This is a genomic window from Geobacillus sp. (assembly GCF_017515625.1).
GTDB lineage: Bacteria > Bacillota > Bacilli > Bacillales > Anoxybacillaceae > Geobacillus > Geobacillus stearothermophilus.
The window spans coordinates 1-25,646 of sequence record NZ_JAFWFM010000038.1 but is presented as its reverse complement, the minus strand read 5'-3'; the positions used below and the strand labels follow the sequence as shown (position 1 = coordinate 25,646).

The 25,646-nt window shown below is 52.8% G+C and carries 27 protein-coding genes and 3 pseudogenes; 19 read left to right on the top strand and 11 right to left on the bottom strand.

Annotated elements, in window-relative coordinates:
• Nucleotides 1-571 precede the first annotated feature (571 nt).
• From IKE44_RS02320 to IKE44_RS02310, 3 genes and pseudogenes are all read left to right on the top strand, one after another.
• Nucleotides 572-868: pseudogene (locus tag IKE44_RS02320) on the top strand (nucleotidyltransferase family protein).
• Between the two features lie 169 nt (nt 869-1,037).
• Entirely contained in the window at nt 1,038-2,012 is a 975-nt protein-coding gene (locus IKE44_RS02315) for an aromatic acid exporter family protein (RefSeq protein ID WP_287464902.1), read from the top strand.
• A 68-nt stretch (nt 2,013-2,080) separates the two neighbouring features.
• A complete protein-coding gene (locus IKE44_RS02310; protein WP_287464901.1) occupies nt 2,081-2,587 on the top strand; it encodes a L,D-transpeptidase in 507 nt (168 codons plus the stop codon).
• Between the two features lie 43 nt (nt 2,588-2,630).
• On the opposite strand, the gene prli42 is transcribed toward IKE44_RS02310, so the two are convergent.
• Nucleotides 2,631-2,723, bottom strand: coding sequence for a stressosome-associated protein Prli42 (gene prli42, locus IKE44_RS02305; protein ID WP_152908485.1), 93 nt, complete (start codon nt 2,721-2,723; stop codon nt 2,631-2,633).
• 213 nt (nt 2,724-2,936) lie between these two features.
• Here prli42 and IKE44_RS02300 point away from each other — a divergent pair.
• From IKE44_RS02300 to gndA, 6 genes and pseudogenes are all read left to right on the top strand, one after another.
• Nucleotides 2,937-3,269, top strand: a pseudogene (locus IKE44_RS02300) (VOC family protein); the annotation flags it as partial.
• Nucleotides 3,253-4,446: pseudogene (locus IKE44_RS02295) on the top strand (acyl-CoA carboxylase subunit beta); the annotation flags it as partial. The pseudogenes IKE44_RS02300 and IKE44_RS02295, both read left to right, overlap by 17 nt.
• A 258-nt stretch (nt 4,447-4,704) precedes the next feature.
• The gene (locus IKE44_RS02290) at nt 4,705-5,829 is read left to right on the top strand and encodes a tripeptidase T (RefSeq protein WP_049626387.1); all 1,125 of its coding nucleotides are present in this window, start codon (nt 4,705-4,707) and stop codon (nt 5,827-5,829) included.
• Between the two features lie 117 nt (nt 5,830-5,946).
• Nucleotides 5,947-6,432, top strand: a complete 486-nt coding sequence (locus tag IKE44_RS02285) for a chemotaxis protein CheW (RefSeq protein WP_049624856.1) — start codon at nt 5,947-5,949, stop codon at nt 6,430-6,432.
• An 82-nt stretch (nt 6,433-6,514) separates the two neighbouring features.
• Nucleotides 6,515-6,709 carry a hypothetical protein gene (locus IKE44_RS02280; protein ID WP_080986169.1) on the top strand — a complete coding sequence of 65 codons (195 nt, stop codon included), beginning with the start codon at nt 6,515-6,517 and terminating at the stop codon, nt 6,707-6,709.
• A 161-nt stretch (nt 6,710-6,870) separates the two neighbouring features.
• Complete coding sequence (gene gndA, locus IKE44_RS02275; protein ID WP_287464900.1) at nt 6,871-8,280, top strand: NADP-dependent phosphogluconate dehydrogenase; 1,410 nt, start codon at nt 6,871-6,873, stop codon at nt 8,278-8,280.
• 164 nt (nt 8,281-8,444) lie between these two features.
• On the opposite strand, the gene IKE44_RS02270 is transcribed toward gndA, so the two are convergent.
• From IKE44_RS02270 to IKE44_RS02255, 4 genes are all read right to left on the bottom strand, one after another.
• Nucleotides 8,445-10,370, bottom strand: coding sequence for an ABC transporter permease (locus IKE44_RS02270; RefSeq protein WP_287464898.1), 1,926 nt, complete (start codon nt 10,368-10,370; stop codon nt 8,445-8,447).
• Entirely contained in the window at nt 10,367-11,122 is a 756-nt protein-coding gene (locus IKE44_RS02265; protein ID WP_015375338.1) for an ABC transporter ATP-binding protein, read from the bottom strand. Before IKE44_RS02265 ends, IKE44_RS02270 begins: the two co-directional genes overlap by 4 nt.
• Nucleotides 11,123-11,215: 93 nt before the next feature.
• The gene (locus IKE44_RS02260) at nt 11,216-12,220 is read right to left on the bottom strand and encodes a sensor histidine kinase (protein ID WP_049624858.1); all 1,005 of its coding nucleotides are present in this window, start codon (nt 12,218-12,220) and stop codon (nt 11,216-11,218) included.
• Nucleotides 12,220-12,906 carry a response regulator transcription factor gene (locus IKE44_RS02255; RefSeq protein ID WP_015375336.1) on the bottom strand — a complete coding sequence of 229 codons (687 nt, stop codon included), beginning with the start codon at nt 12,904-12,906 and terminating at the stop codon, nt 12,220-12,222. Before IKE44_RS02255 ends, IKE44_RS02260 begins: the two co-directional genes overlap by 1 nt.
• A gap of 196 nt (nt 12,907-13,102) precedes the next feature.
• Between IKE44_RS02255 and IKE44_RS02250 the strand changes: the two genes are divergently transcribed.
• The 3 genes from IKE44_RS02250 (at nt 13,103) to IKE44_RS02240 (ending at nt 15,805) form a co-directional block, all read left to right on the top strand.
• Nucleotides 13,103-13,663 (top strand): DUF6036 family nucleotidyltransferase, encoded by a 561-nt coding sequence (locus IKE44_RS02250; RefSeq protein ID WP_044745324.1) that lies wholly within the window; start codon nt 13,103-13,105, stop codon nt 13,661-13,663.
• A gap of 59 nt (nt 13,664-13,722) precedes the next feature.
• Nucleotides 13,723-14,085, top strand: coding sequence for a hypothetical protein (locus IKE44_RS02245; RefSeq protein ID WP_049624859.1), 363 nt, complete (start codon nt 13,723-13,725; stop codon nt 14,083-14,085).
• A gap of 352 nt (nt 14,086-14,437) precedes the next feature.
• Nucleotides 14,438-15,805 (top strand): glycoside hydrolase family 1 protein, encoded by a 1,368-nt coding sequence (locus IKE44_RS02240; RefSeq protein WP_287464894.1) that lies wholly within the window; start codon nt 14,438-14,440, stop codon nt 15,803-15,805.
• A gap of 107 nt (nt 15,806-15,912) precedes the next feature.
• Here the strand turns inward: IKE44_RS02240 and IKE44_RS02235 are convergent, their stop codons facing one another.
• Both IKE44_RS02235 and zwf read right to left on the bottom strand, forming a co-directional pair.
• Entirely contained in the window at nt 15,913-16,530 is a 618-nt protein-coding gene (locus IKE44_RS02235) for a cyclase family protein (protein ID WP_033016473.1), read from the bottom strand.
• Nucleotides 16,531-16,603: 73 nt separating this feature from the next.
• On the bottom strand, nt 16,604-18,088 hold the full coding sequence (gene zwf / locus IKE44_RS02230; RefSeq protein WP_483299804.1) for a glucose-6-phosphate dehydrogenase: 1,485 nt from the start codon (nt 18,086-18,088) through the stop codon (nt 16,604-16,606).
• 237 nt (nt 18,089-18,325) lie between these two features.
• Here zwf and rnz point away from each other — a divergent pair, with 237 nt between their 5' ends.
• On the top strand, nt 18,326-19,249 hold the full coding sequence (gene rnz / locus IKE44_RS02225) for a ribonuclease Z (protein WP_033016476.1): 924 nt from the start codon (nt 18,326-18,328) through the stop codon (nt 19,247-19,249).
• Here rnz and namA read toward each other — a convergent pair.
• Nucleotides 19,246-20,268, bottom strand: coding sequence for an NADPH dehydrogenase NamA (namA, locus tag IKE44_RS02220; RefSeq protein WP_287464890.1), 1,023 nt, complete (start codon nt 20,266-20,268; stop codon nt 19,246-19,248). The genes rnz and namA overlap by 4 nt on opposite strands.
• 139 nt (nt 20,269-20,407) lie before the next feature.
• The gene (gene proI, locus IKE44_RS02215) at nt 20,408-21,247 is read right to left on the bottom strand and encodes a pyrroline-5-carboxylate reductase ProI (RefSeq protein WP_287464888.1); all 840 of its coding nucleotides are present in this window, start codon (nt 21,245-21,247) and stop codon (nt 20,408-20,410) included.
• 509 nt (nt 21,248-21,756) lie between these two features.
• Between proI and IKE44_RS02210 the strand changes: the two genes are divergently transcribed.
• The gene (locus IKE44_RS02210; RefSeq protein WP_287464887.1) at nt 21,757-22,728 is read left to right on the top strand and encodes an MBL fold metallo-hydrolase; all 972 of its coding nucleotides are present in this window, start codon (nt 21,757-21,759) and stop codon (nt 22,726-22,728) included.
• Nucleotides 22,719-23,507, top strand: a complete 789-nt coding sequence (locus tag IKE44_RS02205) for an SDR family NAD(P)-dependent oxidoreductase (protein ID WP_049626761.1) — start codon at nt 22,719-22,721, stop codon at nt 23,505-23,507. Before IKE44_RS02210 ends, IKE44_RS02205 begins: the two co-directional genes overlap by 10 nt.
• Nucleotides 23,508-23,633: 126 nt before the next feature.
• Here the strand turns inward: IKE44_RS02205 and IKE44_RS02200 are convergent, their stop codons facing one another.
• A complete protein-coding gene (locus IKE44_RS02200; protein WP_287464883.1) occupies nt 23,634-23,831 on the bottom strand; it encodes a YqzH family protein in 198 nt (65 codons plus the stop codon).
• 15 nt (nt 23,832-23,846) lie between these two features.
• On the bottom strand, nt 23,847-24,065 hold the full coding sequence (locus IKE44_RS02195; RefSeq protein WP_047818654.1) for a CDGSH iron-sulfur domain-containing protein: 219 nt from the start codon (nt 24,063-24,065) through the stop codon (nt 23,847-23,849).
• Nucleotides 24,066-24,149: 84 nt separating this feature from the next.
• Here IKE44_RS02195 and IKE44_RS02190 point away from each other — a divergent pair, with 84 nt between their 5' ends.
• From IKE44_RS02190 to IKE44_RS02175, 4 genes are all read left to right on the top strand, one after another.
• The gene (locus IKE44_RS02190; RefSeq protein ID WP_033016481.1) at nt 24,150-24,494 is read left to right on the top strand and encodes an iron-sulfur cluster biosynthesis family protein; all 345 of its coding nucleotides are present in this window, start codon (nt 24,150-24,152) and stop codon (nt 24,492-24,494) included.
• The gene (locus IKE44_RS02185; RefSeq protein WP_033009050.1) at nt 24,484-24,723 is read left to right on the top strand and encodes a YqkC family protein; all 240 of its coding nucleotides are present in this window, start codon (nt 24,484-24,486) and stop codon (nt 24,721-24,723) included. Before IKE44_RS02190 ends, IKE44_RS02185 begins: the two co-directional genes overlap by 11 nt.
• Before the next feature lie 270 nt (nt 24,724-24,993).
• Nucleotides 24,994-25,236: a YqkE family protein gene (locus IKE44_RS02180; protein WP_033009052.1), complete on the top strand. Its 243-nt coding sequence runs from the start codon at nt 24,994-24,996 to the stop codon at nt 25,234-25,236.
• 15 nt (nt 25,237-25,251) lie between these two features.
• Nucleotides 25,252-25,605, top strand: a complete 354-nt coding sequence (locus tag IKE44_RS02175; protein ID WP_049626759.1) for a hypothetical protein — start codon at nt 25,252-25,254, stop codon at nt 25,603-25,605.
• Nucleotides 25,606-25,646: the final 41 nt, after the last annotated feature.

Sequence of the window (25,646 nt, the reverse complement as noted above, 5' to 3'; positions counted from 1 at the left end):
TCGTATCAGTCAAATAAATGAGCAACAAGTCACAACTGTTTTAGATGGTGTTTCAGAAAATGTCATGAGTAAAATTTACAAAGAATCGGTATTAAAATTATTACTGTATCGAAAAGAATGGCTCGTAAATTGGTATATGGAGGTGAAATAAGCGATGCGCCCTTTTGTGCTTTGGTTAATTTGGCAAAATGAATGTACTCGGCAGCGATATCATATTGGAAACTTATTACACGATGGGGATAAGTATGTATTTTATTATGAACGTGTATATTCCTGCTTTCTATAGCGAGTTTATGTTTAACCTTATTCAAAATAACGGGCGTTATATGGCGAGAATTGAATCAATTCATGTTGAGGCTTTTCCACAGCGGAAAGTAAATATAAGTGTCTACGGTGAGCTCCTCCCATCTTGCCAGACGCAAGATCTCGATATGCTACATGAAATATCGTTAGAAGTGATTTAGTCTGTTCACTGTTTTCTGAAGTAGGCATGTTTGATTTCAGATGAATGAATATGTCCACGAAATCGAAACGCTACTGCAAAACATCAAAGAAGAAGTGATCGACCGTGATGTATGAAATGAGCCCGACCGTGTTTGAACGGCTGATGGCGTATTTCGCGGGCGAAGAAGATATACAAAAAGTCGTTTTGTTCGGCTCGCGGGCGCGCGGCATGGCCCGCTACAACTCGGACATTGACTTGTGCATTGACTAGACCGGAAAACAGAAGTGGAAAATCAAAGAGGATCTTGACGAGATTGTCGGCATTTACTCATGTGATGTGCTCTTTTTCGACGCGCTGAACGAAGCGATCCGGCGCGAAATCGAGCGCGACGGGAAGACGATTTATGAGAAATCTCCGTCGTGAGCCTAGGCGGCCTGCCCTGCATGAGCGGACAGCCGCCTTTTTTGTCCTTTTGCGCCTGTTGGGACAGATCGGCTTCGGAGCGGAGGCCAGGATTGTCCGTTTTTCCTTGCACCGAAAGGGCCGTCATCGGTACAATGAAGTCGGCAACCATTGGCAAAGGAGACTCGCGATGAAAATCGGCTATCGGACATTGAAAACGGCGGTGGGGGTGGCGCTGGCGATTGCCATCGCTCAGCTCATCGGTCTTCATAACTTCGCTTCTGCCGGCATTATCGTCATCTTATGCGTCCAAGTGACGAAAAAGCGGTCGCTTGAGACCGCCCGGGCTCGTTTTGCGGCGTGCGTTGTCGCGATCGGGTTTGCGGCGTTGTTTTTTACCGTCTTCGGCTATCATCCGTGGACGATTGGGCTGTTGCTTTTGTTGTTCATTCCGGTGACGGTTCGCTTGAAAATCAATGAAGGCATTGCGACAAGCTCGGTCATTATTTTGCATTTGTATGCGGCCGGGGACATCACGTGGGGATTGGTCGCCAATGAGATCTTGCTGGTAGCGGTTGGCATTGGGGTAGCGCTGCTGATGAACATGTATATGCCGAGCGCCGAGAAGCAACTCAAAGAGTACCAGTGCATTGTCGAAGATTTGTTTCGCATTATTTTAAAAGAAATCGTCCGCTACTTGCGCACAAATGAGCTTGATTGGGATGGGAAGGAGCTGCCGCTTGCGGCGGAGACGCTCGACAAAGCGAAAAAGCTCGCCATGCGCCACGCCGACAATCAATTATGGCGGAATGAGGATGAATATGTCCGCTACTTCCGCATGCGCGAGCGGCAGTTGGAAATCATCGAGCATATGCTTCCGCTTGTGACATCGCTTGTCTACACGGTCGAGCAGCGGATGATGGTCGCCGATTTTATCGACGAATTAAGCGATGCCATTCACCCGGGAAATACGGCCGATCGGTTTTTGCGGCGCCTTGCCGAGATGCGCGAACAGTTTAAGGCGATGCCGCTGTCAACGACGAGCGAACAGTTTGAAGAGCAGGCGGCGTTGTTTCATTTGGTGCGCGAATTGGAGCGATATTTAATCATCAACAGCGAATTCCATCTCGGAAATGAACGAAAACCGCAGCGGCTGAAGGCATGATGCAGGGCATATGTCCATCCGTTTTGGCGCACACTATAGCCAAACGCTCAAGCAAAGGATGGACGGATATGCGGGTATGGTTGGCCATTTGTCTCGTGATTGCCGAAGTATTGGGGGCTCCTTTTCAGACAGCGGCGGAGGCGAAGCCGCTTGTCATTGTGAACAAAGCGATCAATAAGCTCGCGCTCGTCCGCGACGGCCGCATCGAAGCCGTCTATCCGGTGGCGACCGGGGTGAATGCGGCGTTGACGCCGGAAGGAATGTTTACCGTGACGGTAAAGGCGAAACACCCGTATTATCGGAAAAAGAACATCCCGGGCGGAGCGCCGAACAATCCGCTCGGCACAAGGTGGATCGGTTTTGATGCGCGCGGGACGGATGGGCGCATCTATGGCGTCCATGGAACAAACAACCCTGCATCGATCGGGGGCTACGCTTCGCAAGGCTGTGTGCGTATGCACAACCGCGATGTCGAGCATTTGTACGAGCGAGTGCCGATCGGCACACGCGTGCTCATTCTCCGCAGCAACGAGTCGTTTTACGACATTGCCAAGCGATACGGCGCCATCCAATGAGAAACGCAAGCTTCCTGTTTCGGAGCTTGCGTTTTTTGCCGGGTTAAAACCATAGGCTGATGCCGGCAAGGAGCGTCGTCAGCAGCATGCAAATGAGCATCAAGTAAACCACGAATTTTTGCGTTTTGCGCGACAACGGTCCGTCCTCCTTCCGTCCGCTGTTCTACGTTTATTGTAACGGCAAACAGCGGAGCGGACAAGGAAAAAAGCAGGATGAGAGATGAAACGAACCGCTCCATGGCTTGACCGTTGCGCAGACAAAGAAAAACAAAAAAAGCAGGATTTTTTGTCGAAACGGCGAATAATAAAACGTTGGCCTCATCATTTTGCGGCAAAGGGGTTGCAGACGATGCACGTGAAAAAAGTCGACCATATCGGCATCGCCGTCCGCTCGATTTAGAAAGCGCTTCCGTTTTATGCAGATGTGCTCGGCCTGCCGTTTCTCGGCATCGAGGAAGTCGAGTCGGAGCAGGTGAAAGTGGCGTTTTTGCAGGCGGGAGAGGCGAAACTGGAGCCGCTTGAGCCGCTGTCGGCAGAGAGCGCGGTGGCGAAAGTTATCGAGAAGCGCGGCGAAGGGATTCAGCATGTGGCGCTTGGGGTGGAAGACATCACCGAGCGCATCCGTGAGCTGAAGGAGCACGGCATCCGCATGATTCAAGATGCGCCGAAACGCGGCGCCGGTCATCGGCTTGAACGATTCGGGCGGCGCCCGCATTCAAGAAGGGGTCTTGTCGCTGGACGGGTACGGGCACGTTTTTTACCGCAACGCCATTTACTCCGGGGTCATTCCGCAAATTTCTGTCATCATGGGGCCGTACGCCGGTGGAGCCGTCTATTCGCCGGCTATCACCGATTTTGTGTTCATGGTCGAAAAAACGAGCCAAATGTTCATCACTGGCCCGAAAGTGATTGAAGCGGTGACCGGGGAGAAAATCAGCGCCGAAGATTTAGGCGGCGCCCGCGTGCACAACACGATCAGCGGCAACGCTCATTTTGCGGCGGCGAATGAAGAGGAAGCGCTCGCCGAGGTGCGGCGGCTCTTAGGCTATTTGCCGTCAAACAATAACGAAAAGCCGCCGTTTGGCCCGATTCCGGACGGGGACGATTACCGCCCCGATTTGGCTGATGTCGTGCCGATTGACGCCGTCCGCCCGTACGATGTGCGCCACGTCATCGCCCACGTCGTCGATGACGGATCGTTTCTGGAAGTGCAAAAAGATTTCGCCAAAAACATCGTGATCGGCTTTACCCGCATCAAAGGCGAAGTGGTGGGGCTTGTGTGCAACCAGCCGAAGTTTATGGCCGGCGGGCTTGACATTGATTCGTCCGACAAGGCGGCGCGTTTTATCCGTTTTTGCGATTCGTTCAACATCCCGATCGTTACGTTTGAGGACGTCACCGGCTTTTTCCCGGGCGTCAAGCAGGAGCACGGCGGCATCATCCGCCATGGGGCGAAAATTTTGTACGCCTACTCGGAAGCAACGGTGCCGAAAATTACGGTCATTTTGCGGAAAGCGTACGGCGGCGCGTACGTCGCCTTAAACAGCAAATCGATCGGCGCCGATGTCGTCTATGCGTGGCCGAACGCCGAAGTGGCCGTCATGGGGCCGCAAAGGGCGGTGAACATCATTTTCGCGAGCGAAATTGAAAAAAGTCCGAATCCGGAAGAAACGCGGGCGCAAAAAATTGCCGAATACCGCGAGAAATTCGCCAATCCGTATGTCGCCGCCAAATACGGCATGATCGATGACGTCATCGACCCGCGCGATACGAGAATCAAGCTCATTCAGGCGCTCGAGATGCTTCGAAACAAGCACGAGGAGCGGCCGAAGAAAAAGCATGGCAATATTCCGCTGTAAAAACGGGGTCAAGGGGCCCCGTTTTGTTGCTTGGCCTCTATTTTCGCATACGGATTCGCATCCATCAGGCTCATTCCGCTGCTATGTCTCCCATTGCTTACGGATTTTTTCGTCTGTCGAACCCGGGAGCTCGCGCTGGCGCATTGCGAACGTGGCTGTCAGCGCTGTGTGTGCCGATCGTTCCGGCGTCTGGTTTGGCTCTTGGCGGAACATTTCGGTATACTTAAGGTGGAATACATGAGCAGGAGGAAAAAAGCGATGGTCAATGAACAGCGTCTTGTCGACGAATTTTTTGAACTCGTGCAAATCGATTCGGAAACGAAGCATGAAAGGGACATTGCGAAAGTGCTCAAACAAAAGTTTGAAGCGCTTGGCCTCGATGTGATCGAAGACGATGCGGCCGCGAAAACGGGGCATGGGGCAGGCAACTTGATTTGCACGCTCGCGGCGACGAAAGACGGGGTGGATCCGATTTATTTCACGTCGCATATGGATACGGTCGTGCCGGGCAAAGGCGTGAAGCCATCGATTCAAGACGGCTATGTCGTCACCGACGGGACGACGATTTTAGGCGCGGATGATAAAGCGGGCTTGGCGGCGATGTTAGAAGCGATTCGGGTGTTGAAAGAGCAAAACATCCCGCACGGCGTGATCCAGTTTATCATCACCGTCGGAGAAGAGTCGGGGCTTGTCGGGGCGAAGGCGCTTGATCCGTCGCTCATCCAAGCGAAATACGGCTATGCCTTGGACAGCGACGGCAAAGTCGGCAACATCGTCGTCGCCGCCCCGACGCAGGCGAAGCTGAAAGTCGTTGTGCATGGCAAAACCGCTCATGCCGGTGTGGCGCCGGAAAAAGGGGTGTCAGCCATTACGATTGCGGCGAAAGCGATCGCGAAAATGCCGCTCGGCCGCATCGACGAGGAAACAACGGCCAACATCGGCCGCTTTGAAGGCGGCACGCAAACGAACATCGTCTGCGACCGCGTCGATATTTTAGCGGAAGCCCGTTCCCTCGTTCCGGAAAAAATGGAAGCGCAAGTGGCGAAAATGAAAGAAGCGTTTGAAACAGTCGCCGCAGAAATGGGCGGCCGCGCCGATGTCGAGGTCGAAGTGATGTACCCAGGCTTCAAGTTCAGCGACGGCGACCACGTCGTCGAGATCGCCAAGCGGGCGGCGGCGAAAATCGGCCGGCCGTGCAAGCTGGAGAAAAGCGGCGGCGGCAGCGATGCCAATATCATCGCCGGCTTCGGCATTCCGACGGTCAACCTCGCTGTCGGCTATGAAGAGATCCATACGACGAACGAGCGGATGCCGATTGAAGAGTTGGTCAAACTGACGGAAATGGTCATCGCCATTGTCGAAGAAGTCGCCAATGCCGAGTGAGCATCCCGAGGCTGGATGCTCTTTTTCTCGAGCGGAGAACATTCGCGCTGAAAAGTAGGATGAAAGCTGCCGATAAAAAAAGCAAAGGCAAGATGTTGAAGAAGAGAGGGCTGGGGAATGGACAAATACGTCATCTTTCGCGTTGAGCGGGAACAGTACGCCGTTTCGATCGCGTATGTCGTCTCGATTGAAAAAATGACAGCGCCGACCGCCGTTCCGCATATGCCGGACTATATGGCCGGCGTCGTGCGCATCCGCGGCGAGCTTGTGCCGGTGCTCGATATGCGAAAGCTTCTATATGGGAAAGCGATCGAGGAAACCGAGCAGACGCGTCTTGTCGTCGCCGCGGTCGACGGGTTGTCGGTGGCGTTTATCGTTGACGAAGCAAAGGAAATTGTCGATATTGAACCGGAAGCCATCAAACCGCTGCAGCTCGTATCCGCGGAGCGCACGCCGTATGTCGTCGGGATCGCGACGCTGCCGGAGCGGCTGCTCACGGTGCTGGATCCGCGCGTCTTGTTTGCCCATTTGGAAGAAGCGGACGCGATTCGCGAGCAGGTGGCCGCTGCCCAAGCCGCTGCCCGGGCAGGAGAGACGGTATAGGTGTTTGCCTATACCGTTTTTTCTTCCGCGCATATCCTAATCATGGAAATGAACTTCAACTCATGAAGAGGAGGCGCATTCCATGGTTCGACCGTTCGGTCCGTATATGGGCGGCTTTTATCCGCCGTACTTTGGCGGCTACGGCTATCCTCCATACGGTTATCACCATCATCATTGGCATGGAGGGTATGACGGCTATCATCACTTCCCGTATGGCGTGCCTTATGGTCATTACCTGTTTGGACCATACGGCTTCCCGCACTATGGAGGCTACTAAGCATGAGGGGCGTTGCGCCCCTTTCATTTTCAATATGAAAATGGCAAACAAATCCGTCGTGCAGACTCGTTCCTAAATCGGTTTAGAAAAACTTGCAGGCAAGCGCAAACGTATGGTATGTTGTTTGATGAACAAACAAAAACGGAAAGGGACGTTGGACAATGGCGAAACAGCAAATCGGCGTCATCGGACTGGCGGTCATGGGGAAAAACTTGGCGCTCAACATCGAAAGCAAAGGCTATTCAGTGGCGGTCTACAACCGTTCGCGCGAAAAAACGGACGAGTTTTTGCAAGAAGCGAAAGGAAAAAACATTGTCGGTACATACAGCATCGAAGAATTCGTCAACGCCTTGGAAAAACCGCGGAAAATTTTGCTGATGGTCAAAGCCGGAGCGCCGACGGACGCGACGATCGAACAGCTGAAGCCGCATTTGGAAAAAGGCGATATTGTAATTGACGGCGGCAATACGTATTTTAAAGATACGCAGCGCCGCAATAAAGAACTCGCTGAACTTGGCATCCACTTTATTGGCACGGGCGTCTCGGGCGGCGAGGAAGGGGCGCTGAAAGGCCCGTCGATTATGCCAGGGGGCCAAAAAGAAGCGCATGAGCTCGTGCGCCCGATTTTTGAAGCCATCGCCGCCAAAGTCGACGGCGAGCCGTGCACGACGTACATCGGTCCGGACGGCGCGGGGCATTATGTCAAAATGGTGCACAGCGGCATCGAATACGGCGACATGCAGCTGATCGCTGAAGCGTACTTCCTGCTCAAACATGTGCTCGGCATGGATGCTGCAGAGCTGCACGAAGTGTTTGCCGACTGGAACAAAGGCGAATTGAACAGCTACTTGATTGAAATTACGGCCGACATTTTCACGAAAATCGATGAAGAAACAGGCAAGCCGCTTGTTGATGTCATTTTGGACAAAGCTGGGCAAAAAGGGACGGGCAAATGGACGAGCCAAAACGCCCTCGATTTGGGCGTGCCGCTGCCGATCATCACGGAATCGGTGTTCGCCCGTTTCCTCTCGGCGATGAAAGACGAGCGCGTGAAAGCAAGCAAAGTGCTGGCAGGCCCAGCGGTGAAGCCGTTTGAAGGCGACCGCGCCCACTTCATCGAAGCCGTGCGCCGCGCGCTTTATATGAGCAAAATTTGCTCGTACGCCCAAGGGTTTGCGCAAATGAAGGCGGCTTCTGAGGAATACAACTGGAACTTGCGCTACGGTGATATCGCCATGATCTTCCGCGGCGGCTGCATCATCCGCGCGCAATTTTTGCAAAAAATTAAAGAGGCGTATGACCGTGATCCAGCGCTTTCGAACTTGCTCTTGGATTCGTATTTCAAAGACATTGTCGAACGCTACCAAGACGCGCTCCGCGAAATCGTCGCCACCGCGGCGATGCGCGGCATTCCGGTGCCAGGATTCGCAAGCGCCCTCGCCTATTACGACAGCTACCGCACCGCGGTGCTCCCAGCCAACTTAATCCAAGCGCAGCGCGACTACTTCGGCGCCCACACGTACGAACGCGTTGACAAGGAAGGCATTTTCCATACGGAATGGTTGAAATAAGAAAAAAGCCCTTAGAGTCATTCACCACTCTAAGGGCTTTTCGTGTTCGATAAAGCTAAAATTCGTTCCGTCAACTGGAACTGCATCTTCAGAATGGGATGACCACTGATCGAGTGGGCGAACGTTGGAACGGTTTTGGTTCTTCCCTCACTCGCTGCATCGTTTTAAAGCGCCTCGCGAATTAGCTTTTTGTAATAACGAACGGACAACACGCCAAACAGCGAATAGCAGACCGTGTAAATCGCCATCACCGTCAACATCGGCGTCCACAGTTCGGTGCCGAAAAAGAACCAGCCGGAACGGACAGCGAAATAGCTATGGGACAATCCCAGCAACAACGGAATGCCAAAGTAGAACAGCTGTTTCCGCCGAATGCCCCCGAGCAAGTCTTTTTCGGTGAATCCCAGTTTGCGCAAAATGGTGTAATTCGGCCGCTCTTCTTCGCCGGCGCCCATTTGCTTGAAGTAAAGAATGCAGCCGGATGTGACCAAAAAGGCGAGTCCTAAAAAGGTGACGACAAACATGATCAATCCGAACGTTTGCTTTTGGTGGCGGCTCATCATCAGGCGCGAATCGGCGATGGAGGAAAACTCCATGCGTTGAAACAACTGATCAGCCCGTTCAATATTTGTTTCGTCAGTCAGATGAATTCCGATATGCACCTTTTTCTTTTGTGGATCGGTTTCTTTTTGCAAATGATCAAACATTGTTTGGTCGACGATGACAGTCGGCATGCCGTACGTGAAATGGTAGTTGACGTAATAGTTTTTTTTCATTCCAAGGTAATGAAGTGGGACCATGCAGCCGTTTACTTCTAAGCGAATCGTTCCCGTTTCTTTAAACGGCAAGAATTGACGGAGCATGTCCTGATATCCCGTCAGCAGTGCTTCATTAGGCTTGACATCGATGCGGCCTGTACTTGTGTCGCTGATCACCGATAGCGGCGCGGCGGACGGCTGAAACTGGAGCCGGCTTTGATCAGCGATGTCTAAAATCATCGAAATATCAGTCGGTGCTTCGATGACATCGATCATCGTTTCCCGATAGCGAATATCATGAGATCGCAGCGCCGCCGTAAAACGGGCGGCATCCTTTTTGTCCGTAAACGCGAAATCGGCGGCGACGTTGTTTTTGGCTGATTGCTCGGCTGAATAATAGGAAATATAGCTTAGTGAGATCAACCCGATCGCGATGGCCGACACGGTCGTGATGATCGTAAGCAGCAACGCGTTCGATTTCATGCGAAACATGAGCGACGATACCGATAGCACGTCGTTGATCGACAAATAGCCACCTTTTTGTTTTCGCCATAGGTGGAACAGAAAGCTGATCGTTCCTTTGAAAAATAAATAGGTGCCGATGATGACAGCGCCTAAAATGAACGCCATGGCCATGAATAATCCTTGAACGCTCTTCCAGTCGCTGCTAAACAATTTCGTCGATATACCATAGCCGCTGCCGATGAGGATGATCCCCACCATCCCTACGACCATGTTCCATACGGATACGTGTTTTGCTTCGGTTGTGGATGTAGTGCGGAACAAGGATAAAATCGTCTGTTTTTTGAGAAACAAGCGGTTCATCCCCATCATGAGAACATCAATCACGCTGAACACAATCAACGTTTGCACCAATGCTCGTCCAGAAAAGGAGAGAGATGCCGCTAGCGGAATATCGATGATTTTAAACAAAATCATCATCAACAGCTTGGAAGCGGCAAATCCCACCAATATGCCGATGATCAGTGTGCCGTAATAAAGAATGACGTTTTCGGCCGCCAGCATAAAAAAGATGTTTCGTTTCGTCATGCCGATCAACCGCAAAAGAGCGATCTCATGGCTCCGACGCTTGATAAACAGGGCGTTGGCGTACAAAAGAAAGACGGCGACAATCACGATAAGAAGCACCGCGCCTGTGCGGACGGCCGCCGCGCCTTTCACTCCCCCTTTGATGGCATCAAGCGATGGATCGTACTGCAATGTCACGAACGCGAAATACAAGGCGGAAGCAAACATCAAGGCAAACACGTACAAATAATAATGTTGGATGTTTTGTTTCAAGTTGCGGAACAGGAGTTGCTTCATGCTCATGGCCGAACACCGCCCAGCACGCCTTGCGTTTGCATAATGGCTTGGAAAAATTGCTGCCGCGTTTCCGTTCCTTTATACAGTTGCGTATACAATTGTCCGTCTTTGATAAAAACGACACGGCCTGAGAAACTGGCGGCGACCGGATCGTGGGTGACCATGATGATTGTCGTCTTCCGTTTTTTATTAAGTTGTTGCAGCTTGTGCAATAAATCGGAAGCCGATTTTGAATCGAGTGCGCCCGTCGGCTCATCGGCAAAAATGATGCTCGGTTCATGGATGAACGCCCGCGCCGCCGCAGCGCGCTGTTTTTGCCCACCAGAAATTTCGCTCGGATAGTGGTTTTGGATGTCAGTGATGCCAAGTTCAGCCGCCAATTCTGCAAATTTCTTTTCCGCTTCTCGCTTGGGCGTTTTCGTAATCGATAAAGGCAAAAGGACGTTCTCCTTCACCGTCAGCGTGTCAAGCAAATGATACTCTTGAAAGATGAATCCGACATGGCGTTTGCGAAATTCTGCCAGCTCTCGGTCTTTCATGGCGACGACGTTGTTTCCTTCGATGAAAATAGCGCCCTCGCTCACCCGGTCGATTGAGGAAAGAACGTTGAGGAGCGTCGTTTTCCCTGATCCAGAAGGCCCCATGATCGCGAGAAATTCCCCCTTCTCCACACGCAGATCGATGCCTTTGAGCACTTCTTGTAGGTTCTTTTTCGTTCCGTACGTTTTGTAGATGTTGGTTGCTTCCAATATGACCATCTCGTTTTCCCTCCTTCGTTTCTATCATAAGCAATGGGGTTGGTTTTTTCCTGCGTTTGGCCGAACAAAACGAAACCGCGTGTGACAAAATCGTCACATGCGGTGCGTGCGGATGATGTCATTTTCTTGTGGAAATAGGATCGTAAATGTCGTTCCGCGTCCGGGCGTGGATTCGACATGAAAGTCAAGAAGAAGCGGTTTGGCGGCTTTTTTCGCCAAATACAGCCCCATCCCCGTCGCCGCTTCATTTTGGTGTTCGGTGGTGGAGGTGAATCCTTTCTCGAAAATGCGCGGCAAGTCCTTTGGATCAATGCCCAAGCCGAAATCTTGAATTTGCAAGCGGGCATGGCCGTTTTTCATAAAGCTTTTCACGACAATGTCAGATGACTCGCTGTATTTCACCGCATTCGTGATGATTTGCCGGATGATAAAAGAAAGCCATTTGGCATCGCTTAGGACGGAGCGGACGTCCAATTGAAGGTCAAAGCCGATGCCTTTTTGCATACACCACGATTGCAGCGGTTTAATCTCATTGATGAGAAGCGGCTCAAGCTCGACTTGTTCGATATATAAGTCGTTTTCCATGTGTGGAAGCCGTCGTTGATGAAGTTGCTGATCAAGAAGCAGATGAATGCGCAGCCACTCGTACAAGAGTTGCGCTTTCGTGTTTTCGTCCCCGACCCGTTCGATGATGAGCCGCATGGCCGTCAGCGGCGTTTTCATTTCGTGAATCCATGACAACAGTTCATCTTTCTCTTGTTCCAACGTGGCGAGGTGTTCTTTCAGCTCCTGTTTCCATTGGTCCGTTTGGCTGGCGAGGACGCGTTCGACGATCTTCTCCAGTGGGCTTGCCGCCCGCAGGGCAGAGACGGGATCGAGGCCGCGCTCCCACTCTTGCAAACGTTGATAAAATGCCGTTTCTTTTTTCCAACGGATGATGACAAAGACAACAAAGATGATAGTCGTTAAAAAGACGATGTAAAGGATGGAGGAGAGCGGAATCGTCGGATCCAGATAAGCGACAAACAGGATGAACAGCTCCAGAAAGAGAAAGAGGGCCATCCAGCTTTTTCGTTCCCACAAATAGTCTTTGATCATCAGTGGCTCCCTTCTTCCGTAGCCATATAGCCTTGCCCAATTTTCGTTTCAATGAAGCGGCCCAAACCGAGTTCGTCGAGTTTTTTCCGCAGGCGGTTGACGTTGACGGTCAGCGTGTTGTCGCTGACAAACCGTTCGTCTTCCCATAGCCGTTTGATCAGCTCCGTCCGAGCAACGATCTGGTTTTTCTTGGCCAATAAATGTTTCAAAATCAACAGCTCGTTTTTCGTCAGCTCCACTGTTCCGTGTTCATTTGAGACTGTGCTTTTTTCATAGTCGACCGTTGCCCCGCACCATGTTTGCAGCTGAACGGGTCCGGCATTGTAGTTGTACACGCGGCGGAGCAGCGCTTGGATTTTGGCGATCAGCACATCGAAATGAAACGGCTTTTGGATGTAATCATCAGCTCCAAGCTGCATCGACATGACCATATCAGTCGGGTGGTCGCGCGATGATAAAAACAAAATCGGGACGTTCGAATGAGCACGAATCTGGCGGCACCAGTGGAACCCGTCAAATTTCGGCAGCTGGATGTCGATGATCACCAAGTGCGGCTTGCAAGCAGAAAACTCTTCCATCACACGACCGAAATCGCGGATGCCGCAAACGTCGTACGACCATTGTTCCAAACGTGCTTTGATTTCTTGAAACAACGTCACATCATCTTCAATGAGCAAAATGTTCAACGTCGTGTCCCCCTACCCTTTTCCGCTGGATACGGCGTATTGTTCCGTTTTCCATTATACCTGTTTTTTGGTTGTTTAGGGAGAAGGGGGACGATGAGATGGAAGCGATGATGCGGAAATCAAAATTGAAAGTATATAAAACAATGAGTTATTATGGATTCAAAGAATGAATGGAAAATAGAGGTGGAATTTAGCGATGGGCTACTCATCTGAGGAAATGGGGACCAGGGACGCCATTTTAGATAAATTCTATACATTGGACTATCTCTGTTGCAAACAAGGAATTGTCGCTGAAATCGTTGTTTTAGGGGGAGCGGCGCTTTTATTACTTATGGAGCAAATGGGAGAACAGTTTCGTCCTACAAGGGATATCGATGTTAATCTTATCAGCACCAACAATATGCAAGCCTTATTAAGGCAGTTAGAAAAAATAAATGTCGATGTGGTTGGAGGAATTATGGAAGTTCCCCCATCGGAAGATTTGCGGAATAAGGAATCACTTTTTGAGTTGGATTTGGATTTTTCGGCTATTCGTGTCTATGTTCCAACTATCGAATTGCTTGCCTGTTGCAAAATTTTTTCCACTCGTGAAAAAGATTTAATTGATTTAAAAGAGACACCGATATTAGAAAAATGTGATACAGAAAAGTTGCTGGAAATGGTAGCGGAATATAGAGAATATTTGCTGAATCCCTCAAATCGAGATTTGAATTTGTATGAACTAGATAACATTTTGAAGGAAAAAGGCATATTATAGAGAGAATGTGATAAAATATTAGGTAAAAATTAAGTTGTGAAGGAAAGGGGGCAACTATCATGAATAACAGGACAGGAGAGGGACCCGTAGTGTCTTTTCCGGAATTTCTCGAAGAGCTACGTCAAGAGTTACGTTTTCAGCAAAATGGGGGAACTAGTTATCGAAAACAAACGGCACAATTATCATTACAAGTTGCTCAGAAAGCAGGATGTATAGATCCGTTTTTTAACAGAGAAAGTGCCAAGCGGACAGTTTCTCAATTGCTTCCTGATCTCGATCTTTTTCGTATCGAAGACGTTGCTAAGATGTTGAATGTCATTGCAAGGGAACTCCATATGAATGCTACTCTTTCCGATGAAGTTAGAGATTATATACACCAAAAACGTCAACATCGCAAGCCTTTCTTAAATAAAGCAAAGTAGAAAAAAGAACGGTGTTTTCTTGGCTTTAAATTAAGTTGCAATAAGGAATTTACTTTCGCATTTCTCGTTTCTGCCTTTGCGACAATTCTCTACAATACGTGGCTGAGAAGTGTAAAACACAATTTCAAATAGTTATAGGAGCACTACTCATTTTGTCATGCAGGTAAAGGGATGTCCTAAAAGGGGAGCATCCCTATTTTATCACCTGCCATGTTTTGACCGATCTTGCCCCTTTTCCTGGCTTGTTCTGAAAAAAGCAACTATGTCATAATGAAAATAACGCCTGAAAGTCAACGTGCTATGTTTTCGAATCAGCGAATCATTGTCCGTTCGCACATAGGAGGGATTTGCCGTGCCATCACAACGAAAATCGATCATCCCCGACGGCTTTTTATGGGGTGGGGCGGTGACGTCGTTCCAGACGGAAGGGGCGTGGAACGAAGGCGGCAAAGGGCTGTCGATCGTGGATGCGCGCCCGATTCCAAAAGGGCATTCCGACTGGAAAGTGGCGGTCGATTTTTACCATCGCTACAAAGAAGACATTGCGTTGTTCAAGGAGCTCGGCTTTATCGCCTACCGGACGAGCATCGCTTGGACGCGCATTTTTCCGGACGGGGAAGGGGAGCCGAATGAAGCGGGCTTGGCGTTTTATGACGCTGTGTTTGATGAATTGAGGGCGAACGGCATCGAGCCGGTCATTACGCTGTACCATTTTGATTTGCCGCTGGCTTTGGCGAGAAAATACAACGGCTTCGCATCAAGGAAAGTCGTCGACTTGTTTGAGCGGTACGCGCGCACCGTATTTGCGCGTTACCGCGGGAAAGTGAACTATTGGCTGACGTTCAACGAACAAAATTTAGTGCTCGAACAGCCGTATTTATGGGGGGCGATCTGCCCGGAAGACGAAGACCCGGAAGCGTTTGCCTACCGCGTCTGTCATAACGTGTTCATCGCCCACGCGAAAGCCGTGAAGGCGCTGCGCGAAATCGCTCCCGAGGCGAAGATCGGCGGGATGGTGACGTATTTGACGACGTATCCGGCGACATGCCGGCCGGAAGACGCTTTGGCGAACGTGCAGGCGAAAGAGCTGTTCATTGATTTCTTCTTTGATGTGTTCGCCCGCGGCGCCTATCCGCGTTATGTGACCAACCGGCTTGAGAAAAAAGGAATCTGCCTGCCGCTCGAAGCGGGGGATGAGGAGTTGCTCCGTTCGCAGACGGTCGACTTTTTGTCGTTCAGCTACTATCAAAGCCAAATCGTCCGCCATCAGGAACAGGATGAGCGGATCATCAAAGGGCTTGAACCGAACCCGCACTTGCCAAAGACGAAATGGGGCTGGGCGATCGATCCGATCGGGTTGCGGATTGCCTTAAAAGACGTGTACGCCCGCTATCAGATGCCGATTTTCATCACCGAAAACGGGATCGGATTGGAAGAGGAGCTGAATGAGAACGGTACGGTCGAAGATGATGAGCGGATCGACTATTTGCGCCGTCATATCGAACAAATGAAGATGGCCATGGAAGAAGGCGTCGAGGTGATCGGCTATTTGATGTGGGGGGCGACGGATCTATTAAGCTCGCAAGGGGAGATGCGCAAGCGCTACGGCGTCATTTTCGTCAACCGCGACGACGAGAACTTGCGCGATTTGAAGCGCTATAAGAAAAAAAGTTTTTATTGGTTCCAGCGCGTCATTCGCACGAACGGGGAAGAGATGTAAACAGAGGCGGGGAAGCCCCCGCCATTTTACCAGTCTTTAGGGCGGCCATGGCGAATATTCAATTTGACATGATCAAACAGCCGGTCCCATCAAGGGGCCGGCTGTTTTTACGGCTCGCGGTCAAACAGCAAGACGCGCGCCGGGGCGGCGTCGGTGCCGACGAGTTTGAGCGGGGCGGCGACCATGAAATAGCGGCCTTCGGGGACGTCTTTCAGCCGCAGCCCTTCGATGATGATGACGCCGGCCGAAAAGAGCGTTTTATGGGTCGGATGGCCTTCTTGCGCTCGCTCAATGCCAAGGGCGTCGATGCCGACGCCGCGGATTTGTTTGTCGGCCAAATAACGAGCCGCGTCTTCGGCGACGAAAATAAACTCAAAGTTAAATGCATCATCAAAGGAGTTTTTCGTTTTAAACAGAACGAAGTCCCCTTCTTGAATGTCAAGATGCGCGATGTCGTCTTTCGTGATCCGGTCGTTGACATCGGTTAAATCGAACAGCTTGCACGGGCCGACGAGGTCGTCCAATGGAATCGTTTCAAACGTCGCTCCGCCTTCGACCATATGAAGAGGGGCGTCAATGTGCGTGCCGGTGTGCACGTCCATGTCAATGCGCGATTCGGTCACATAGCCGTTGGTGACGGTGGTGCGCTTCGGTTGTTTTTCCGGTTTGTTTTTATATACGGGCATGCCCTCGTAAATCGGGGCCGTGACGTCATACACCTTCATCGTTCATTCGCTCCTTTGCATGAGAGATAACGCTCGCTTGTCCAAAAGGGCGGCGGGCGCAAACGATTCGCGGTTATGGCCGCGGATGCTCGATCGGCCACCAGTGGAAGCCGTCTTTTTTGAGCAGCTCGCCCGCGGCCGCCGGGCCCATGGAGCCAGCCGCATAGTTCGGAAAGTCGGAAGCTTTTGTGTTCGCCCACACCTCAGAAATTGGGTCGACAAACTGCCATGACGCTGCTACCTCATCCCAATGGGTGAAGTTTGTCGCGTCGCCGCGCATGCAGTCGTACAGCAGCTTTTCGTACGCTTCCGGCGTGTTGATCCCATCGATGCAGTTGTTGCAATAGTCGAGTTGAAATGGAGCTGTTATGGTCGTCGATTCCCCGGTTTTTTTGCCGTTTAAATGAAGGGTGATTCCTTCGTCCGGCTGGATGTGGATGACGAGCAAGTTCGGGGCGATCGTCTCATTCGTCCGGTAATACAAGTTCATCGGTACATCTTTAAATTGGACGACGATTTTCGTCGATTTTTCCGCCATCCGTTTGCCGGTGCGAATGTAAAACGGCACGCCAGCCCAACGGAAGTTGTCGATCAGGAGTTTTCCAGCGACGAACGTTTCCGTGTTCGAGTCCGGATCGACGTTCGGCTCCTCGCGATACGCCGGCACGTGTTTGCCGTGGATCACCCCGCGCCCGTATTGGCCGCGCACGAAATAGCGGTCGACTTCATCGTGCGCAATCGGGCGCAAGGCGCGCAACACTTTCACTTTTTCATGGCGGATGTCATCGGTCGTTAATTTGATCGGCGGTTCCATCGCCAACAGAGCGACCATTTGCAGCATATGGTTTTGCACCATGTCGCGCAACGCCCCGGAATGGTCGTAGTAGCGGCCGCGGTCTTCGACGCCGAGCGTTTCGCTCAATGTGATTTGAATGTTGGCGATGAACCGGTTGTTCCAAAGCGGCTCGAAAATGGCGTTTGAAAAGCGGATGACCTCGATGTTTTGCACCATTTCTTTGCCGAGGTAATGGTCGATCCGGTAGATTTCCCGCTCGGAAAAGACGCGGCGAATCTCGTCATTCAGCTTCTCGGCGCTCGCCAAGTCATGCCCGAACGGCTTTTCGATGACGAGCCGCTTAAAGCCGTGCGTTTCCGTCAATCCTTCCGACTGCAAGCGGGAAGTAACGGTGCCGAAAAATTCCGGCGCCATCGCCAAATAAAAGATGCGGTTGCCTTCGGTCTTGTATGTGCCGTCGAGCTGTTCGAGGAGCGACTTTATGCGCTGATACGACTCGGCTTCCGTCACGTCGAACGGATGGTAATAGAAATGGGAGGTGAATCGGCCGTCGGCGAGCTTTTGGTGAAACGCCGTTTCGACCGAGTCGCGCACATAGTTCCGGAACTCGTCGGCCGACAACGGGCGGCGCGCGACGCCGACGACAGCGAATTGCTCGTTCAAATGCCCTTTTTCATACAGGCGGTAAAGGGACGGAAACAGTTTCCGTTTCGCCAAATCTCCCGTCGCTCCGAAAATGACGATGATCGATTTCGGATTCATGTTGTCCACCGTATGTACCTCGCTTTAACCAAATTTGTCTCTTCAATGAAACCATTGTAGAGGTTTGCCGGTCGGAACGCAAACACTTTGTTGCTTTCCGGCGGGAAAGCGTTTATGTTCATGAAAGAGCCGGGCGCCAACCCGGCGTTTTTGAGCGCAAAAGAAAGTTGAAAAGCCGTTTTGACATTGGTACGCTAACAACAGGCCATATTGAGCGAGAAAAAGGAGTGAAGCGCGTTGGAACTGTTGTTTTTAGGCACGGGTGCCGGCGTGCCGGCCAAAGAGCGCAACGTATCGTCCGTCGCCCTGCAGCTGCTTGGTGAACGCGGGGCGACATGGCTGTTTGACTGCGGCGAAGCGACGCAGCATCAAATTTTGCATACCGCCATTCGCCCGCGCCGCATCGAGCATATTTTTATTACGCACTTGCATGGCGACCATTTGTTTGGATTGCCTGGACTGCTAGGCAGCCGTTCGTTTCAAAGCGGCGAGACGCCGCTTACGGTCTTCGGCCCAAAAGGCATTCGCGCGTTTGTCGAAACGGCCCTTGCCGTCAGCGGGACAAAGCTCCGCTATGAACTGAACATTGCGGAGATCGATGAGGGCGTCATTTTTGACGATGAACGGTTTTCCGTCATCGCCAAACGGCTCGATCACGGCATGCCGTCATACGGTTTCCGCGTCGTTGAAAAAGATTTGCCCGGCCCGCTCTTGGTCGAGCGATTGCAAGCACTCGGCGTCCGCCCCGGCCCGATTTATCAAGAAATTAAGCAAGGAAAAACGGTCGTGCTGGATGACGGCACGGTCATCGACGGGCGCGAATTTGTCGGGCCGCCGCAAAAGGGGAGAATCGTCGCCGTGTTGGGCGACACCCGTTTTTGCGAAGCGGCGATTGAACTCGCCCGCGATGCCGATGTCGTCGTCCACGAGGCGACGTTTGCCGCGGCGGAACAGCGGCTGGCCCATGACTATTTCCATTCCACGACCACAGACGCAGCCGAGGTGGCGAGGCGGGCCGGGGCGAAGCGGCTTATTTTGACCCATATCAGCTCTCGCTACCAAGGTGAGGCGGCGCTGCAGCTCGTCGCCGAGGCGCGCAGCGTGTTTCCGAACACCGAGCTCGCCGTTGATTTCGCCTCGTTTTCGATCCCGCGCGGTTAAAACCGCCAGCCGCGCTCATATTGGACGGGCGCCGAGATTTTTGCGCCCAGCTCTCTCGCCGCGGCGTATGGCCAATACGGGTTGCGCAGCAGCTCGCGCCCCAAAAAGACGAGATCGGCGCGGCCGTTTTGCAAAATTTCTTCCGCTTGCCAGCCGGACGTAATGAGGCCGACAGCGCCGGTCGGGATGTCTGCTTCACGGCGGATCAGTTCGGCAAATGGCACTTGGTAGCCGGGATAGACGTTCATGCGCGCCGGAACAATAGCGCCGGAGCTGACATCGACGAGGTCGGCTCCTTGTTCTTTCATCCGCTTGGCGTATGGGACATAGTCTTTGGCCGTCAGCCCGTCCGGATGGTAGTCGGACGCCGAGATGCGGACAAAAAGCGGTCCGTCCCACACCTCGCGGACAGCGTCGATCACCTCGCCTAAGAAACGGTAACGGTTTTCCGGAGAGCCGCCGTACTCGTCTTGGCGCCGGTTGGAGAGCGGCGATAAAAATTCGTTAATGAGGTAGCCGTGGGCGGCATGGATTTCAATGACGTCAAAGCCGGCTTCCTTCGCGCGCCGTGCGCCGTTTTGGAACGCTTGCACCGTTTCTTCAATGTCGGCTTTCGTCATTTCTTTTGGCGTCGGCGACGAATCATCAAACGGGACGGCTGACGGAGCGATGATCTCTCCCGGCACTTGCGATTTTCTCCCCGCATGGGCAAGCTGGATGCCGATGGCCGCCCCATGCTCTTTCACAAGCCCAACGAGTTCGCGAAGCCCGGCGATATGGTCATCGCTCCAAATGCCTAAGTCGCGTTCAGAAATGCGACCTTGCGGCGTCACGCCGGTCGCTTCAACGATAATCAAGCCGACTTGGCCGACAGCGCGAGCCGGGTAGTGGATTTTATGCCACGTGCGTACGGCGCCGTCTTTCGTGTCGCACGAATACATGCACATCGGCGACATGACAATTCGGTTTTTCAGCGTCAGCCCGCGGATTGTATACGGCGAAAACAATACCGTGTTCATGACAAGCAGCTCCTTTCTAGGCCGATGAGTGGTTCATGACTGATGATAGCACGCTGCTTATCAAAAACAAAATAAAACGGATTGTCGCCGTGTTCGGGCTAGGCGGGAAAAGGAGCGGCGCGCTCCGGAGGTCCGCTCTTTACGCTTCGGCGATGGCAGAGAGAAGAGCGCTGCCGAGCTCTTCGGAGCGGGCCGTCGCCCGGCGGATGCAGGCGATGACCGCTTCTTGGAACCGGTATTGCTCAAGCACGCCAATGCCGGCTTCGGTCGTGCCGCCTGGGCTCGTGACTTCACGGCGCAGGACGGATGGGTGCTTGTCGGACGCTTTTAGCATCTCGGCTGCGCCGATGATCGTTTGCAAAATGAGCCGTTTGGCGACATCTCGCTTAAGGCCGATGTCGGCCGCCGCTTTTTCCATCGCTTCGACCAAGTAATACACATACGCCGGACCGCTCCCGGACAGGCCGGTGACCGCATGCAAGTCGCGCTCCGGCACAACAGCGACGATGCCGACCGTTTCAAACAGCTGTTTGGCGACCTCAAGATGTTCTTTCGCGGCGAAGCGGCCGCCGGCGATGGCGGTCGCTGATAAGCCGACGGCGGCGGATGTGTTTGGCATGGCGCGCACGACAGGGATGTTGCGTCCAGCGAGCCGTTCGATCGTCTCGGTCGTGATGCCCGCGAGCAGTGAAAGAATGAGCTGATGGGCGCGGAGGGTCGGTGCGATGGCGTTCATCGCTTCGACGACGTCTTTCGGCTTCATCGCCAAAATGACGATATCCGCTTGTTTGACGGCTTCTTGCGCGCAACCTGCCGTGCAAACACCGTATTGGCGCGCCAGCTCCTCAAGCCGAGCGCGGTTTTGTCGGTTGGCGACGACAATGTGCGCCGGATGGCAAAACGCTTTCGTCATGCCGGCGATGAGCGATTCCGCCATCGAGCCGGCGCCGATGAGCGCGATCGATCGTTCGTTGTTCATCATTCCACTCCTCCTTGCCTTGGTGTATCCATCCAAAAGAGAAAGGTTTCCCGTCCTGCAAAAGGACGGAAAACCTTCGTTTCCGCGGTACCACCTTTTTTGGCCCGATTTGGCCCAAGCGCCAAACAGGCCCGACTCTGCCCCGATAACGCCGGGGAGGCGTTTAGGTTGGCCTAACAGCTCCTAGGGTAGGTTCAACCGCAAAGAGGGCCGCAAAGCCTTCCAGCCGCGGGCTTCGCTCTCTGGTGCCGTTTGCGGTTTACTGGCCCTGTTCATCGCCGGTTTGCCGTATCCGTGATGTTATTAGTCATTATGCCGCGGGACAGGCGCTGTTGTCAAGATAGGAGAGCGAATTTTTTTGCAATTTCGTCGTGCGGAAGAAAAAGGCATGACAAATGGATGAAATCGATGTAAACTGTAAAATAAAATATAATGAATAACTATTCATTTTGACTGATGAAACGGTTCGAACGGGATGGTTCATGAACTTGAGGAAAGAAGGGAATGCAATGAACGAGGAACGAGTGTATCGGATCACAGTGCCGACGCCGTTTCCGGTCGGCGATGTGCATATGTACGTGATCGCCGGCGATCGGTTGACGCTGGTCGATGCCGGAGTGAAAACAGAGGAAGCATGGCAGCTGTTTGTGAAGCAGCTTGGCGAGGTCGGTTATGCGCCAGAGGATATTGAACAAATCGTCATTACTCACCATCATCCGGATCATGTCGGCTTGCTTGATTATGTTCCGCATGCGCCGATCATCGGCCATCCGAAAGCGGATCCGTTTTTGCGCCGCGAACGTTCGTTTATGGAGCGGTACGTCCAATTTTTTCAGGAATTTTTTACGGAATGCGGCGTCGACCGCCGTTTGTTCAGTCAGCTGTCCAAAGAAGGCGGATCGCTTCGCTACGCAAGCCGGCGCGGGCTTGACATCATGGTGACGGAAGGGGACGCGGTGCCGGGGATGCCCGGGTGGCAGTTCATCGAAACGCCGGGGCATGCGCAAAGCCATATCGCCCTCTACCGCGAGGCGGACGGATTGCTGATCGGCGGCGATCATTTGCTTGTTCATATCTCCCCGAATCCAATGATGGAGCCGCCGGCGGAAGGGGAGACGGGACGGCCGAAACCGTTGTTGCAGTACAACGAGTCGCTGCAAAAAATGCTGCAATACGATATCGTTCGCTCGCTAAACGGCCATGGCGACGATGCGACCGATATTCCGGCGCTCGTTCGAGAGCGGCTGGGTAAGCAGCGCCAGCGCGCCGAGCGGGTGCTCGAAATGGTGAAAGAACGCCCGCATACGGTGTTTGACGTTTGTCAAAAGCTGTTCCCGACCGCTTACGAACGCCAGCTCATGCTGACGATGTCAGAGACGATCGGCCAGCTTGATTATCTCGAGGCGAACGGGTATGTGACGAAAAAGCAGGAAGCCGGCCGATACGTCTACGAAGCGGCGGGGGTGTCGGTGTGCGGCTGAAGGGGCGCCATGTCGTCATTACCGGAGCGTCGGGAGGAATTGGCGAGCAAATCGCCTATGAAGCGGCGCGCCAAGGGGCGGTGCCGGTTCTCTTGGCGCGCAGTGAAGAAAGGCTGAAAGAAGCGAGCGCGCGGATCGAAGCGCAAACCGGTATTCGCGCCCCGTATGCATTGCTTGATGTCAGCGACCGCGGCATGATCGAGGCGGTTGTTTCCCAGCTCATTGCGGATCTTGGCGCGATCGATGTGTTGGTCAACAACGCCGGGTTTGGCGTCTTTCGCTATGTCGAGGACATCGACTTGGATGAAATGGAGAGGATGTTTGCCGTCAACGTCTTCGGCCTCATCGCCTGTACGAAGGCGGTGTATTCGCATATGAAAGAGAGAGGAAGCGGTCATATTATCAACATTGCGTCGCAAGCCGGCAAAATCGCGACGCCGAAGTCGAGCGTCTATTCCGCGACGAAACATGCCGTCATCGGCTTTACTGACAGCCTTCGCCTCGAGGCGGGGCGCTTTGGCATTTTTGTCACGGCCGTCAATCCGGGGCCGGTGGAGACGAACTTTTTTTCAACCGCTGATGAATCGGGAGAGTATGTGCGCAACGTGTCGCGTTGGATGCTGCGCCCGGAGGCGGTGGCGAAGCGTGTGGTCGACGTGATGATGACGCCGACGCGCGAAGTGAACATGCCGCGTTGGATGGATCTCGGCAGCCGGCTGTATCGCCTTGCGCCGAGTTTGGTGGAAAAGGTGGCGAAAGGGGCGTTTTTCCAAAAGTAAGCGAGGGTGTCCCAAATATAAGGGGCACCCTTTCTGATCATCGTCTAGACGCGCGAAACGCCTTTCCTCTTCTTGAAGAAAGATGGCCTTTGGGGCCAACCCCGTGTTCGTTTGACACGAGCCGGGTCAAGCGCTGGTGATGAACCGGTAGACGGCGTCATGGACAAGTTCATACATGTCCGCGTTTGGCTGCCTCTCTTTGGCGGCGGCAATGCGGTCGCAAAGCTCGTGCCAGTCGTCTTCGCCAAGCGGCATCATGTCATCATCATAGCCATAATGCCGCAGGCAGTTGCGCACTTGTTTTTGCAGCCATCGTTCGTCCATCGGCTTCTCACCGCCTTATTGTTTATCCGTTTCCGGCAAAGGGGCGCGGACGACCGATTGGAATCGGCCTTTATGTGAACCGTCGCAAAACGGTTTATTGTTCGACAGCCCACAACGGCAGAGCGAAAACGTTTGTTTGGTCACAAACGGCTTTCCTTCTCCATCGAGCAGTTCCACATCGCCGGTGACGCGCAGCGAACCGTTGTCATTCACTTTGATTTGCACGTTTGCCATCGCTTGTTCCTCCTTTGCTTTGACAGTTTCGCGTGTTGGCAGGTAAAATGAAAAAGAAAATCAATAAGGAAAAAGGAGTCAAGCATGAGTGTATCGATCACGTTTACGGATGCAGCCAAACGAGCGCTTGCCTCTATTGTAGCGCAATCCGAGCGGCAGTTAAAGCTGGCGTTTGACACGGACGGCTGCGGCTGTTTGGTCGACGGCGTGCCGGTGCTATGGCTTGTCGACAAGGCCGATGACGATGATTTGGCCGTCGAGACGAATTTCGTGCCGGTGCTCGTGGAACGGTCGCGCCTTATCTTTTTTGATGAAGCGATGACGATTGACGTCAAGCCGGGAACAACCGTTTTTCAGCTCAAAAGCCTAGGGCAAACGTTGAATGGTCATATGCCGCTTGTTGAGGTGAAATCCGGCGATGAACGGTAAGTTAGAGCAGCTCGCAAAGACGGCGAAGCAAAAAACATGGGTGTCGTTCACCCATGAAAACGATCCGTACAGCTTGCTTCATTGGTCGGTCGCCGGCCCGTATCATGAGGCGAAAGACGTCTGGCTGCTGCAAAACGAAATGACGTTTGAAACGAAAGAGTTTCCGACGCTGGAGGCGGCCATTGCTTGGCTTGGTGAGCATATGCCGCACATCACCGAAGTGTTGTAAAGGGGACGCCCTGAAAGCCGATTTGGGCTGCAGGGCGCCCCTTTTGATAAAAGCTGCATCGTCCATGTTGCGGTTATTGAGGACTGTTTTGCCGCTTGGTCGGGTGGATTGCTTTTTCCAATTCTTCTTTTGCGATCACCGGCTTGACCGTATCAGCGGATGGTTTCCCTTTTTGGGCGCGGTTTTTCGCCATCCATCATCTCTCCTTTTCTTTGTCGTGTAGTTGTATCGTTTGACAAATGAACGATTGTTATGCAAGGGGGGGCGGACATGATGAAGAAGATCGGGCGAAAAAAAGAGCAAGGGACGGAGGCTTTGACGATCGCCGACCGGCTTGGCGCCGCGGTGGAAGCGAAGCTGCTTGAGAAAAAGCGCGCACTTGCCGAGGAAGAAGCGCGGAGGCGAGCGGCAGAGGAAGCGCGGCGCCGCGAGGAAGCGCGCCGCCGTGAGGAACAGAAATCGTTTGCCGAGCTGCTTGAGGAAAGCGAGCTAGACTGGCGGAAATTTAAGTAGCGGAGGGGATGGACGATGAAATCGAATGCGGCAGCGACGCGCCCCTCTTCTTTTCCATTCTGGACGGCTGGAGCAGTCGTCGCGTTGGCCGTCAATTTGCGCGCGCCGCTTACGACGGTCGGCCCGCTCGTCGCAAATGAGCGGCCGCACGTACCGAACGAGAGCCCGTATGCGGCCGTCAACGGCCGCCGGGCTCTCGATTTGTTTGCATTTTTTGGCTCGATCTATTTTTCAGCAAGGCATGTCGGCTTTCTTTCCGCTCCTTTGGTTTTTATCTTAATTAGGCGAGAAGACTCCCACTTCAACGAAGCGAAGCGGAGTAAGTGGGAGATGAATCGCCTTAACTATATTTTGCTGAAAATAGGATAGATTCAGTAAAATATAGTATAATATAGTTAGATGGGAGGTGA